A 12,829-nucleotide genomic window follows, 5' to 3' on the forward strand; every position below is an offset into this window, starting at 1 on the left:
AGTACCGATTACTTTCATTCGGCGACTTGAAGGACGATCTTGCCCCGGGCATGACCGGTCTGGCTGATGACATGCGCCTGACGGACCTCGGCCAACGGCAGCACGGTGTGGATCACCGGCCGCATCCGTCCCCCGTCGATCAGGTCGGCGATTTGAGTCAACTGCTCGCCGCTCGGGCGGATGAACACAAAGGCGCCACGGACTCCGTGGGTGGCGGCGACCGCTTCCGGCGGCGGACTGACCACCGAGACCAGAATTCCGCCGGGTTTCAGTACCTGCCAGGACCGTTTTTGCGTATCGCCGCCGATGGTGTCGAACACCACGTCCACGTCCGTTGCCACGTCCTCGAAATGGGTTTTGGTGTAGTCGATGAACTGGTCCGCGCCCAGTTCGGTCACGATGCCGGAATTGAGCGCCGAGGCGGTGGCGATGACCCGCGCGCCGCGCGCCTTGGCCAGTTGCACCGCCAAGCTGCCCACCCCGCCGGCGGCGGCATGGATCAGCACGGTCTGTCCGGCTTGCAATTGGGCGGCGTCCACCAGCGACTGCCAGGCGGTCAGCGCGGCCAGCGGTACGGCGGCGGCGTGGAGGTGGTCCAGACGGGTCGGTTTGTGGGCGGCGTCGCTGGCCTTGACGGCGATGTATTCGGCATAACCACCGTCCCGCTCGATGTCGGGTCGGGCGTACACTTCGTCCCCGACCTTGAACTCGGTCACCGCGCGGTCGACCTCGACCACCTCGCCGGACACGTCCCAACCGAGAATCAACGGCAGGGCATGGCGCAGGGCGCCTTGCAGATAACCCTCGCGAATCTTCCAATCTACTGGGTTGACGGCCGCCGCCCGCACCCGGATCAGGATATCCTTGGGTTCGAGCGTGGGCAGCGGGACGTTCTCTTCGTGGTGTAGGACTTCGGGTCCACCGTAGGCATGAATGCGTACCGCTTTCATGGTTGCCATATGAGTTCTCCGCAGGGTCAATATATTCTTGTCGTCAGAGTGTAGAATGCGGGCGGCTTCGTTTTTAGTCCGTTAAGCCAGCGCGATTCGGCAAGATCGGCTTGGACTGGATCATGGCGATCGACCGCCGGCCGCGTTGACGGTAGCTTTCCGAGAGCCCAAAATGGCGCGCTTTTTACGCCGCGCCAGCCTTGGTTGATCAGCGCGGCCTCGATATCCCTCAGAACCCGCGATCCTGATCCATGGATACTTATAAGCCGACGCACCTCAAGCAGCTCGAAGCCGAGAGCATTCACATCATCCGCGAAGTCGCCGCCGAGTTTGAGAAACCGGTGATGCTGTACTCGATCGGCAAGGATTCCGCGGTGATGCTGCATTTGGCCCTGAAGGCATTTTACCCCGGCAAGCCGCCGTTTCCGTTGCTGCATGTCGATACTACCTGGAAGTTCCGGGAGATGATCCGCTTCCGCGACGAGCAGGTCCGCCGGCTGGGGTTGGAACTGATCGTCCATATCAACGAAGAGGGCGTGCGTCAGGGCATCAATCCATTCACCCACGGTTCGCGGGTGCATACCGACGTGATGAAGACCCAGGCGCTGAAACAGGCGCTGGACCGCTACGGTTTCGACGCCGCCTTCGGCGGTGCCCGTCGCGACGAGGAGCGCTCGCGAGCCAAGGAGCGGGTGTACTCGTTCCGCGACCGCAACCACCGCTGGGACCCCAAGAATCAACGTCCCGAACTGTGGAATCTGTTCAACGGCCGAGTACACCGGGGCGAGAGCATTCGCGTGTTTCCGCTCTCCAACTGGACCGAGCTGGATGTCTGGCAGTACATCCACCTGGAAAATATTCCGATCGTGCCCTTGTACCTCGCCGCCGAACGGCCAGTGGTGGAGCGCGACGGGACCTTGATCATGGTCGATGACGAACGGATGCCTTTGGAGCCGGGCGAGACGCCGAAGCGGGAGTGGGTGCGGTTCCGTACCCTGGGTTGCTACCCACTGACCGGCGCCATCCACTCGCACGCCACCACTCTGCCCGAAATCATCCAGGAAATGCTGCTCGCCCGTCATTCCGAACGCCAGGGCCGCCTGATCGACCACGACGCCGCCGGCTCGATGGAAGAGAAGAAGCGGCAGGGGTATTTTTAAGATGTCTCTCCTCGAAACCGATATCCAGGCTTACCTGGAAACCCACGAACGCAAGGACTTGCTGCGCTTCATCACCTGTGGCAGCGTCGATGACGGCAAGAGCACGCTGATCGGTCGCTTGCTGTACGACACCCAGTTGATCTACGAGGATCAGCTCGCCGCCGTGCGCCGCGACACCACCAAGTACGGGACCACCGGCGAGGAGCTGGATCTGGCCCTGCTGGTCGATGGCTTGCAATCGGAGCGCGAGCAGGGCATCACCATCGATGTGGCCTATCGCTATTTCTCCACCGACAAGCGCAAGTTCATCATCGCCGACACGCCGGGCCACGAGCAGTACACCCGCAACATGGCCACCGGCGCTTCCACCGCGCAATTGGCCATCCTGCTGGTGGATGCCCGCAAGGGCGTGCAGACCCAGACTCGCCGCCACAGTTTCATCGTCTCCCTGCTCGGCATTCGCCATTTGCTGCTGGCGGTCAACAAGATGGATTTGGTCGGTTACGACCCGGCGGTGTTCGCGCGGATTTGCGACGATTACCTGGAGTTCGTGACCAAGCTCGGGGTCAAGGACGTGCGCTGCGTGCCAGTATCGGCGCTGCGTGGCGATAACGTGGCGCAACCATCCACCGCCATGCCTTGGTACGAAGGACCCACTTTGCTGCAAGAACTGGAGCAGATCGAGGTCGCCGCCGACCGCAACCTGCGCGATTTCCGTTTTCCGGTGCAGTACATCAACCGGCCTCATCTGGATTTTCGCGGTTTCTGCGGCACTCTCGCCGCCGGCATGGTGCGACCGGGCGACGAAGTCGTGGCGCTCCCCTCGGGCCGGCGCAGCCAGGTGACGACCATCGTGACCGCCGACGGCAACTTGCCCGAAGCGTTCGCCGGCCAGGCGGTGACCTTGACGCTCGCCGACGAGATCGATGTTGGTCGCGGCGATCTGCTGGTTCACCCCGACTGCCTGCCGGCGGTCGCCGAGGAGTTCGACGCTCGCGTGGTGTGGATGGCGGACGCGCCGTTGCTGCCGGGTCGCCAGTACGACATCAAGTTGGCCACCCGGCTGCTGCCGGCCACGCCGACCGTGCTGCACCACCGCATCGACGTCAATACCCTGGAGCATCAGCGCGTCGAGGAATTGGGCCTGAACGAAATCGGCTACTGTCGCTTCAGTCTGAACCAGCCGGTGCCCTTCGACGCCTACGAGGAAAGCCCCGGCACCGGCGGTTTCATCATCATCGATCGAATCAGCAACGCCACGGTCGGCGCGGGCATGATCGTGCGCCCGGTGACTCAGGCCCTGATCGACAAATCGCGCAACGTGGTTTGGCACGAGCACCGTATCGGCAAGGCGCAGCGAGCCAACCAGAAAGCGCAGCGGCCCTGCGTGATCTGGCTGACCGGCCTGTCGGGCTCGGGCAAATCGACCCTGGCCAACGCCTTGGAGCAGCGGTTGTACCAACGTGGTTATCACAGCTATCTGCTGGACGGCGACAACGTTCGCCACGGCCTGAACCAGGATCTGGGTTTTTCCAAGGACGATCGAATCGAGAACATTCGCCGGATTGGCGAGGTGGCGGCGCTGTTCGCCGACGCCGGACTGATCGTGATCACCGCCTTCATCTCGCCGTTTCGCGCCGATCGGGCGATGGTTCGGGCGCTGCTGCCGGACGGCGAGTTCATCGAGATGCATGTTCATGCGTCGCTGGAAGCCTGCGAACAACGCGATCCCAAGGGCTTGTATGCCAAGGCCCGCGCCGGGGTCATCAAGGATTTTACCGGCATCGATTCGCCCTACGAGGCGCCGGAGCGGCCGGAACTGGTCATCGATACCGAGCAGATCCCGGTTGAGGCGTGCGTGGACCGGGTGCTGGCTTATCTGAGCGAGCGGCGCATCCTGCGTGGCGCCTGAGCGACGGAGGTAGCACTTCATGGGGTGGGAAGCCTGGTTTACCGCCGGCCTGATCCTGACGCTGCTGGGGGTTCTGGCGACGACGCGGGCCGCCCCGGACATGTTGTTCCTGGGGGGATTGGTGCTGCTGGTGCTGGTGGGGATCGTGCCGGCGGCGAAAGCGTTCGAGGGTCTGGCCAACCAGGGCGTGATCACGGTCGGCGCCCTGTATGTAGTGGTGGCCGGGCTGCGCGAGACCGGTGGGGCACAATGGTTGGTGCAGCGGATTCTGGGCCGGCCGGAGTCGCTGTCCCGGGCACAGTTGCGCCTGATGTTGCCGGTCACGGTGTTGAGTGCCTTCCTCAACAATACCCCGGTGGTGGCCATGCTGATTCCCGGCGTGGGGGAGTGGGCGCGCAAGCATCGATTGCCCGTTTCCAAGCTGATGCTGCCGTTGAGCTATGCGGCGATCCTAGGTGGCACCTGTACCCTAATCGGCACCAGCACCAATCTGGTGGTGAACGGCCTGTTGATCGATCGGGCCAACATCAACCTGGGGATGTTCGACATCACGCCGATTGGTCTGGTGGCGGCCATCGTCGGGGTGACGTTCATCGTTCTGACCAGTCGCTGGTTACTCCCGGATCGGCGACCGGCGGTGTCGCCGACCGACGATCCGCGCCGTTATACCCTGGAGATGCTGGTCGATCGGGATGGCCCGCTGGCGGGTAAGACCATTGAAGCCGCTGGCCTGCGGCATCTGCCTGATTGCTATCTGATGGAAATCGATCGGGACGGCGCGATATTGCCGGCAGTGTCACCTCGGGAAATCTTGCAGGCCGGGGACCGGCTGGTTTTCGTCGGTGTGGTCGATTCGGTGGTGGATCTGCAACGCATCCGTGGTCTGACTTCGGCATCGACTCAGGTGTTCAAGCTGGCCGAACGGCGCAGCGACCGCCTGCTGGTCGAGGCGGTGGTCTCGAATACTTGTCCATTGATCGGGCGCAGCATCCGCGACGGCCGGTTTCGCAACCGCTACAAGGCGGTGGTGATCGCGGTGGCGCGCAATGGTGAACGACTGCGTGGCAAGATCGGCGACATCGTGTTGCGGCCCGGCGATATCCTGTTGGTCGAAGCTGGGGTCGGTTTTCTGGAAGGGCATCGCAACAGCCGGGATTTTTTTTCTGGTCAGTCCGGTGCCCGATTCGACGCCGTTGCGACACGAGCGGGCCTTGTTGGCGCTCGGTATCCTGGTGGTGATGGTGTTGGCGGCCGGACTGGATCTGGTTGGCATGTTCGAGGCGGCGCTGACGGCGGCGGCGCTGATGGTATTGACTCGCTGCGTCAGCGTTTCCGGTGCCCGGCAAAGTGTCGATTGGTCGGTGCTGCTGGTGATCGCGGCGGCGTTCGGCATCGGCGGGGCGCTGCAAAGCACCGGACTGGCCGTGGGGGTGGCGACGGCGATGCTGGGGTTGGCGGGGGATTCGCCGGCCCTGAATCTGGTGATGGTTTATCTGGCCACGGTGCTGTTTACCGCCGTGATCAACAACAACGCGGCGGCGCTGCTGATGTTCCCGATCGCCCAGGCGGTGACGGCCAGTCTGGACGTGAGCATCGTGCCGTTCGCGCTGGCGATCATGATGGCGGCCTCGGCCGAATTCTCCACGCCGATCGGCTATCAGACCAACCTGATGGTGTACGGGCCGGGTGGCTACCGTTTCTCCGATTATCTGCGGATCGGCCTGCCACTGAACGGGGTGGTGGCGCTGGTGTCGCTGTCGATGATTTTCTGGTGGTATTGAGCGGACCGATGGCGAGCGGTGGCGGCGGCTAAGGATTTTCGGCCGGCGCCAGCGCGTCCAGCGGAAACGCCAACGCGTTCATCTGTCCGAGTAGTTCCAGCAGTACCCGTGCCCGGTGCGCGCCGTCGGTGTGCAGCAGTTCCGCCTCATGGCCGGCGAACGGGCCGGTGAGGATCCGCACTCGGGAGCCGGGGGCCAGCGGCGATGGTAAGTCCAGCACGCCGCCTTCGCAGATCCGCCGCAATTCGGCGATCACCGGTTCGGGCACTGGCCGCAATTCGCCACCGAAGCGGACCAGATCGACCACGCCGCGGGTCGAACGCACCGGCCTTAGATCGTCCTGACCCAGCACGGCCCATAGAAACAGATAGCGCGGGAACATCGGTTCGATCACGTCGCGCCACTGGCCGCGCAGCCGGCGCTGGACGCGGACCTGCGGCAGGAATACCGTGAATTCCTGGTGTGTCAGTTGTTCAGCCGCTTCCGTTTCTCGGCGTGGTTTGCTGAAGACGGCGAACCAGCAGCCAGCGGCGGGATGGGTATGAGCGATGGGTGCGTTCATCATCGGGCCTGTGTTGGGATGATCGGGCCGCACTATTGTTCGCATGCATGGCTGAAATGCAAGCCGCTGGTCAGGCGAACTCCTCATCGAGCGAGCAAAATCAGCTTGCATCAATGCCAAGACGATATTAACCTTTTTAAATATTGTGCAGTGCAATGTTTACAGACCTTCACGCCAGTTCGCCGCTCGTGTTGCTGATCGTACAGTAGGGCGGTAGCGTGGCTTTCAGAGTTTTTTTTGTACAAGCACAGTCCTTCTAAATTATCAACAAGATCGCTCTGATCGCCGGCATTACCGGCCAGGATGGCGCTTATCTGGCCGAATTCCTGCCTACCAAGGGTTATATCGTCCATGGTATCAAGCGTCGTAGCTCGTTGTTCAACATCGACCATACATGAAGAGTTACAGCAAGGTAAGACGTTGCTGTTGCGGTTATTGTACTATTGGTTCTGATCGTTGTCAGGCTGGGTTGTGGATACGCTAACCTTGGAGGCGAGGTTTACCGATTGAGTATTCGCCGAAACACGATGTACAACCTGCTGGGATCAATCATCCCGCTGGGAGTCTCGCTAGTCACCATCCCGATCTATCTGGGGTTGATCGGCGAGGCGCGTTATGGGGTGTTGGCGATTGCTTGGTTGTTGCTCGGTTATTTTGGCTTGTTCGATCTCGGGTTGGGGCGAGCGACGGCGCAGCGGATTGCGGCGTTGCGGGATGGTACGGCAGCGGAACGCGCCCAGACCTTTTGGACGGCGCTGGCCTTGAACGTCGGGTTGGGCGTGGTGGGCGGGTTGTTGATCTGGCCGGTGGCGGCCTATTTTTTTTGGCCAGGTCTTCAAGATCGACGAGGCGTTGCGGCCGGAAATGCAGGCGGCGGTGCCTTGGTTGATTCTGGCCGTGCCGATGGCGACGCTGTCCGGGGTGTTGACCGGGGCGTTGCAGGGTCGGGAGCGGTTTCTGGAGCTGAACCTGATCTCGGTATCCAGCACGGTGCTGTTTCAATTGTTGCCGTTGGCGGTTGCCCGATTCTGGGAGGTTGATTTGGCCGTGTTGCTGCCCGCTGCGTTGTGTGCCCGGCTGTTTACGTTGCTGGTGTTGTTTATCCGCTGCCGACGGCATATTTTCCAGGGCCATCCGGCGACGTTCGCGCGGGCGCAAGCTGAAGCTGGTTCGTTGCTGCGCTTTGGCGGGTGGGTGACGGTGACCGCTTTCGTAGGGCCGATGATGGTCATTCTCGACCGCTTCATCATCGGCGCGTTGGTTGGGGCCAAGGCGGTGGCTTTCTACACCGTGCCTTTTCATCTGGGCGAACGCAGTACGCTGCTTTCCGGCGCGCTCACATTCGCATTATTTCCACGCTTCGCCGCAGTCACGCCCGAGGAGCGGCGGCGTTTGGCCTATACGGGGTTGCAGGTGCTGGCGGCTGTGATGACCCCGGCGATTGCGGTGGGCATCCTGCTGGTGGAGCCGTTCCTAGCCTGGTGGATCACGCCGGCGTTCGCCGAGCAGTCGGCACCGGTGGGTCAAATCCTCCTACTGGGTTTTTGGGCCAACGGCTTCGCGAGGATTTCCTTTGCGCAGTTGCAAGCTCAGGGGAATCCCAACCGGGTGGCGCAATGCCATTTGGCGGAGGTGTTGCCGTATTTCGCCCTGCTGTATCTGGGCTTGCATTACTTTGAGCTGGTCGGGGCGGCGGCGGCGTTTTCCCTGCGGGTGCTGGTGGATTTCGCGCTGCTTGCTGGGCTGGCCGGTTGGTTGCCGCTAGCGCTGCGCTTGTTGTGGGTTCCGGCGCTGTTGTTGGCGCTGGCATTCTGGATCGCCACGCAAACCCTGCCGGGACAGCCGGAATGGTTCGGGCTGGCCGGCTTACATGGGGTGTTGACGGGGATTTGGGCGTGGCGGCAGACCCCGGAATGGATCAGGCAGGCGACGGTGGCCCGGTTCAGGCTGTTCTTTCGCTTACCGGGTAAAGCCTTGAGGCCCTCATGAACCGTGAATCGGTCACCATCGCCCCGGATGCCCCCTGGACTCGGCCTTGGCCGGAGGAGGGCCTCGAACGCCTCGGTTGGTGTCCGGTCTGCGGGAGCGGCGAGCGCGAGCTGCTGCATGAGGCGCTGAAGGATGCGGTCTTTTTCTGCGCGCCGGGGTGCTGGACGATGTGGCGTTGTGCGAGTTGCTACAGTGGCTATCTGGACCCGCGCCCGACGGTTGCGACCATCGGTCAGGCGTATGGCAATTACTACACGCATCAGTCAGCGGGCAGTCGAGCCGATTCATCAAGCCTGAGTTTGCTCCGTCGCATCCGCCGGGCGCTGTCCAATGGTTATCTGAATGCCCGCTATGGCACGAACTATCAACCGGCTAGCCGACTGGGACCGGGGCTGGCGAAAATGCTCCCCCGACAACGTGAGAAGCTGGATGCGCGGTTTCGTTGGTTGCCCAAGCCGGTAGCCGGCCAGCGCGTTCTGGATGTGGGTTGTGGCAATGGGGGGTTTCTGCTCAATGCGCACGATGCCGGTTGGCAGGTCATGGGGGTCGATCCCGATCCTGATGCGGTGGCGACCGCGCGGCAGAAGGGGTTGGAAGTTTGGCTCGGTTCGATGGAGGCGTTCGCCGGCGAGGCCGGGTTGTTCGATGCGATCACCTTCAGCCATGTGATCGAGCATGTCCATGACCCAAAGTCGGTGCTGGCGGATACCTACCGATTGCTGAAACCGGGTGGGACACTTTACCTCGATACGCCGAATATCGACAGCCGTGGCTCGCGTATTTTCGGACAGCATTGGCGAGGGATTGAAGCGCCCCGTCATTTGGTGTTGTTCAGTTTGAATGGACTGCAACAACTTCTTCAACAGTGCGGCTTTAGCGTTATCGAACTTCAACGTCGCCGAAGCATGGATAGGGGAATATTTCTGAGCAGTTTCCGAATCGCACGAGGGTTGTCTCCCTTTGGCAATCAGCCCAAGAAATTGCCGGTTGGCTTAGCGTTACGCACTCGCTTGCTGTGCGTTTCCACATCGCAACTCGAATTGATCACGTTACTGGCCCATAAAAAAATGACGACGAAAATCTCCATCGCTATGGCGACCTATAATGGTGAGAAATACCTACAGGAACAACTAGATAGTTTCGTGACACAGACGTGCCAGCCTGATGAACTGGTGGTGTGCGATGATGGTTCAACTGATGCCACGCTCGAAATCCTGGAGGTATTCCGCCAACACGTGTCTTTCACTGTGCGTATTTATCGCAATGAAATTAATTTTGGTCACATCAAAAACTTTGAAAAAAGCCTTATCATTTTGTACAGGTGATATAATTTTTCTTAAGTGATCAGGATGATGTCTGGTTTAAAAAACAAAATAAAAAACTATTAAGCAAATTTTTTACTATTAATGATGATATTATGGTTGTGATAAATGATGCAATAATTACTGATTCTGATTTAAACCCTACACAGTTCACAAAACTTAAAAAATACTTTTAACGCAGGCTTTCCGGAATCATGGTTCATAACTGGATGTTGCACAGCAATTCGAACATGTTGGTTACAAGTAGTTCTTCCTATACCAATCTCTAGTGGAGGGCATGATATTTGGATAAATACGTTGTCAGATAAAGCACAAGCACGAACTGTATTTAAATATCCATTACAATTTTATAGGAGACATCTTAATAATGTTTCACAAGCTTTAACGAGTTCTGGAAAAGGAGTTTCTTTAATAGATATTTTTTCTTTTTTTATCATCGTTATGGTTTTAAAGATGCGCGCCGTGGATGGAGAAAAGAAGCAGAGATTCTGTTTGAGTATATTCAACGATTAAAAAAAGGTAAAAGATATTTTTTTAAAAAATGATAAAAATAAATTTTTAATATAGAAAAAATCTGTTTCTATACTTGAAAATAAAAATTACCGCACTAGAACAGAGAACAGTAATTGTTACTAAGGCAAGATGGAACCGTTTACCCGGTTTGCTCCGTTTCTATTTTAGTGGTGGCTACAAGAACTTTCATGGATGGAAAAGTTTATTCAAAGATATTTTGAGATAACAAAATGATTAATGGCGATTTATACAAACTAACAAAAAAATTGCCATCATCCTACCTGACCTCCGTGGTGGCGGGGCAGAGCGAATGCGTGTGATGATGGCGCGTGAGTGGTTGGCGCGTGGTTTCGAGGTTGATTTTGTCCTTCTGCAAAAGCGGGGCGAACTCTTGGAGATCGTACCGCAACCAGCCCAAGTGATCAGTTTGGGTGTCGAACGGTTTCGCAAGGCGCTTTGGCCGCTATGCGCCTATCTCCGCCAGCATAGACCGTCCGTTTTACTCGCGGCGATGTGGCCGCTGACGCTGGCAGCTATCCTGGCGCGGCGGCTATCGCTCCAGAACATGCGCGTCGTCGTCAGCGATCACAACACACTCTCCAAATCCTATGCAGGATGGGGCGTGCTGCACCGAGTCGCTCTCAAACTGAGCATGAAGCTGATTTATCCGTTCGCCGACACCCGCATCGCGGTATCCAGGGGAGTTGCTGACGACCTATCGCAGCTTTCTGGAATCAGCGAAGGTCGTTTCAACGTGATTTACAATCCCGCCGCTCACCGGAACGATGCCGGCAACGACCTTGTATCAAGACCCGAAGATTTAGCGCCGAACGCAAAAATCCTGCTGAGTGTCGGAACCCTCAAACTTCAGAAAGACCATGCCCTGCTGATCGAAGCCTTTTCCCGAATGCCCGCTCATCTCAACGCGCAGTTGTGCATTCTGGGGGAAGGGGAACAGCGACCGCGACTCGAACAACTCGTGCGCGAGAAACATCTGGAAGGGAAAGTCTTGATGCCGGGTTTCAGCCTGAATCCGGGTGCGTATTACCAGGCCGCCAATGTTTTCGTTCTCTCCTCTTCTTACGAAGGCTTCGGCAACGTCATCGTTGAAGCGCTGGAGCAAGGTGTTCCTGTCGTCAGCACCGACTGCCCCTCTGGCCCCCGCGAAATCTTGTGCGATGGCAAATATGGCCGACTCGTGCCGGTAGGCGATGCCGATGCCTTGGCCGAAGCCATGCAGGCAGCACTCCAGGAAAATCCTGACCGTGAGACGCTCAAGCGCGGGCGCGGGACTTCTCAGTGGACAAAATCGCCGATGAGTATCTTGATGTCATGTTTCCGGGGTGGAATCGCGGTTTAGACCCCGTTTCCAAGGAGCGTATGAATTGAGCGCCGTCGAAAAACTCAAGACCTTGCGTTGGTTTCTCGCTCGACCCAGCCACTGGGCGCAGGCGGTGGAGTTGGGCAAGCGTAAGTTCATGCTCGACCGCGACCATCCCGAGCTGAGGTCGGCGGCGCGTGAGTGGGCAGCGGCGCAGGCCGTACCCGTGTCCGATGCGCTGATCGCTGTTGGGCTTGCTACCACGGGAGCGGATATTCCTCATCTTGCCACCGATTTGCTTGATGAAGCCCGATCTCGCGTGGAGCGCTCGAAAGTCGCCATGGGCGGGGCGGGCGACATCCATCTGCTGTATGCGGCTACGATCCTGAGCGGTGCGCTGCGTGTCGTGGAAACCGGAGTTGCCTATGGCTGGTCGAGCCTTGCTATCCTCGCCGCGCTCCAAAGCCGCGATGATGGACGACTCGTCAGTGTCGATATGCCTTATCCGAAGATGAACAATGAGGACTTCGTTGGAATCGTCGTCCCCGAGCGACTGCGCAATCAGTGGGTATTGGTGCGCGAACCGGATCGAAATGGTCTTGTGAAGGCGATTGCCCGGTTCGGGGGTAGCATTGATCTGTGCCACTACGATTCCGACAAATCCTGGTACGGGCGGCAATTTGGCTATCGGCTGATGTGGGAGGCGCTAAGGCCAGGGGGGGGAGTGTTCATTTCCGACGATATCCAGGACAACTTTGCTTTCAGAGAGCTTGTGGAAGCCAATCGACTTGTCTACGCAATTACCGGGTATGAGGGTAAATTCGTCGGCATCGTCAGGAAACCGTAAATGCTGATGCGCTCATCGATCCTCTATATCTCCTACGACGGCATCCTCGAACCCCTCGGCCAGTCCCAAGTTCTCCGCTACTTGGAGCGTCCATGTGGGGAGGTTAAGGTGATTTCCGAAGATTCTCATACCATGCAAGCGGGCCGAATCAGGATATCCCATTTGGGCAACTCGGGATGGCGTTCCAACCGAGCCTCTACCGCTTGCATGGCCTCTTTGGAAAGGGAGATACCTTTTTCATAGACCTTGCGAGTCAACTCCACAACCGGGTGAACACCCTTCCAAGTCATTGCTCTTTGCCCACGCCAGCATGGTCTGAGCGTCGGCCAGTTTTGTGCCGTTCCAGTGCTTTTTCCAAATTTCCCCAGCAACGCTCCACCTGGATTCGTATTTGCTGTGGTAGGGCGGTAGTACAGGAGCTGGATGGGTTTGCCGATGTGATCGGCGAAGTCCACCATTCGGTTGAGAAATT

The 12,829-nt window shown here is 58.7% G+C and carries 9 protein-coding genes and 3 pseudogenes; 9 read left to right on the forward strand and 3 right to left on the reverse strand.

What is annotated here, in order from left to right; genetic code table 11:
• Positions 1-14: 14 nt before the first annotated feature.
• Positions 15-950, reverse strand: a complete 936-nt coding sequence (locus E4P82_RS15120) for an NADP-dependent oxidoreductase (protein ID WP_169249678.1) — start codon at positions 948-950, stop codon at positions 15-17.
• A gap of 251 nt (positions 951-1,201) precedes the next feature.
• Here E4P82_RS15120 and cysD point away from each other — a divergent pair, with 251 nt between their 5' ends.
• From cysD to E4P82_RS15135, 3 genes and pseudogenes are all read left to right on the forward strand, one after another.
• Positions 1,202-2,110, forward strand: coding sequence for a sulfate adenylyltransferase subunit CysD (cysD, locus tag E4P82_RS15125; RefSeq protein WP_169249670.1), 909 nt, complete (start codon positions 1,202-1,204; stop codon positions 2,108-2,110).
• A 1-nt stretch (position 2,111) separates the two neighbouring features.
• The gene (gene cysN / locus E4P82_RS15130) at positions 2,112-4,022 is read left to right on the forward strand and encodes a sulfate adenylyltransferase subunit CysN (RefSeq protein ID WP_169249671.1); all 1,911 of its coding nucleotides are present in this window, start codon (positions 2,112-2,114) and stop codon (positions 4,020-4,022) included.
• A gap of 19 nt (positions 4,023-4,041) precedes the next feature.
• Positions 4,042-5,803 (forward strand): annotated as a pseudogene (locus tag E4P82_RS15135) (SLC13 family permease).
• A gap of 28 nt (positions 5,804-5,831) precedes the next feature.
• On the opposite strand, the gene E4P82_RS15140 reads toward E4P82_RS15135, so the two are convergent.
• Entirely contained in the window at positions 5,832-6,368 is a 537-nt protein-coding gene (locus E4P82_RS15140) for a transcription termination/antitermination NusG family protein (protein ID WP_169249672.1), read from the reverse strand.
• Between the two features lie 260 nt (positions 6,369-6,628).
• Here E4P82_RS15140 and E4P82_RS15145 point away from each other — a divergent pair.
• The 6 genes and pseudogenes from E4P82_RS15145 to E4P82_RS15170 form a co-directional block, all read left to right on the forward strand.
• Positions 6,629-6,754, forward strand: a pseudogene (locus tag E4P82_RS15145) (GDP-mannose 4,6-dehydratase); the annotation flags it as partial.
• A gap of 138 nt (positions 6,755-6,892) precedes the next feature.
• Positions 6,893-7,171, forward strand: a pseudogene (locus tag E4P82_RS23390) (flippase); the annotation flags it as partial.
• A gap of 70 nt (positions 7,172-7,241) precedes the next feature.
• Entirely contained in the window at positions 7,242-8,354 is a 1,113-nt protein-coding gene (locus tag E4P82_RS15150; protein WP_169249673.1) for an oligosaccharide flippase family protein, read from the forward strand.
• On the forward strand, positions 8,351-9,679 hold the full coding sequence (locus tag E4P82_RS15155; protein WP_246327613.1) for a methyltransferase domain-containing protein: 1,329 nt from the start codon (positions 8,351-8,353) through the stop codon (positions 9,677-9,679). The genes E4P82_RS15150 and E4P82_RS15155 overlap by 4 nt, the downstream gene beginning before the upstream one ends.
• A 784-nt stretch (positions 9,680-10,463) precedes the next feature.
• Positions 10,464-11,549, forward strand: a complete 1,086-nt coding sequence (locus E4P82_RS15165; RefSeq protein WP_312915264.1) for a glycosyltransferase — start codon at positions 10,464-10,466, stop codon at positions 11,547-11,549.
• A 25-nt stretch (positions 11,550-11,574) separates the two neighbouring features.
• A complete protein-coding gene (locus E4P82_RS15170; protein WP_169249675.1) occupies positions 11,575-12,357 on the forward strand; it encodes a class I SAM-dependent methyltransferase in 783 nt (260 codons plus the stop codon).
• A gap of 125 nt (positions 12,358-12,482) precedes the next feature.
• On the opposite strand, the gene E4P82_RS15175 is transcribed toward E4P82_RS15170, so the two are convergent.
• Positions 12,483-12,829, reverse strand: a 347-nt coding sequence (locus E4P82_RS15175) for an ISAzo13-like element transposase-related protein (protein WP_420887124.1), incomplete at its 5' end; no start/stop codon positions are given.

Origin of the sequence: Candidatus Competibacter phosphatis, assembly GCF_012939995.1 — a bacterium.
GTDB lineage: Bacteria > Pseudomonadota > Gammaproteobacteria > Competibacterales > Competibacteraceae > Competibacter > Competibacter phosphatis.

What these genes read in the sequence shown, in the direction of transcription:
- E4P82_RS15120 (WP_169249678.1), bottom strand. Translation starts at nt 950, where the DNA reads ATGAAAGCGGTACGCATTCATGCCTACGGTGGACCCGAAGTCCTACAC.
- cysD (WP_169249670.1), top strand. Translation starts at nt 1,202, where the DNA reads ATGGATACTTATAAGCCGACGCACCTCAAGCAGCTCGAAGCCGAGAGC.
- cysN (WP_169249671.1), top strand. Translation starts at nt 2,112, where the DNA reads ATGTCTCTCCTCGAAACCGATATCCAGGCTTACCTGGAAACCCACGAA.
- E4P82_RS15140 (WP_169249672.1), bottom strand. Translation starts at nt 6,368, where the DNA reads ATGATGAACGCACCCATCGCTCATACCCATCCCGCCGCTGGCTGCTGG.
- E4P82_RS15155 (WP_246327613.1), top strand. Translation starts at nt 8,351, where the DNA reads ATGAACCGTGAATCGGTCACCATCGCCCCGGATGCCCCCTGGACTCGG.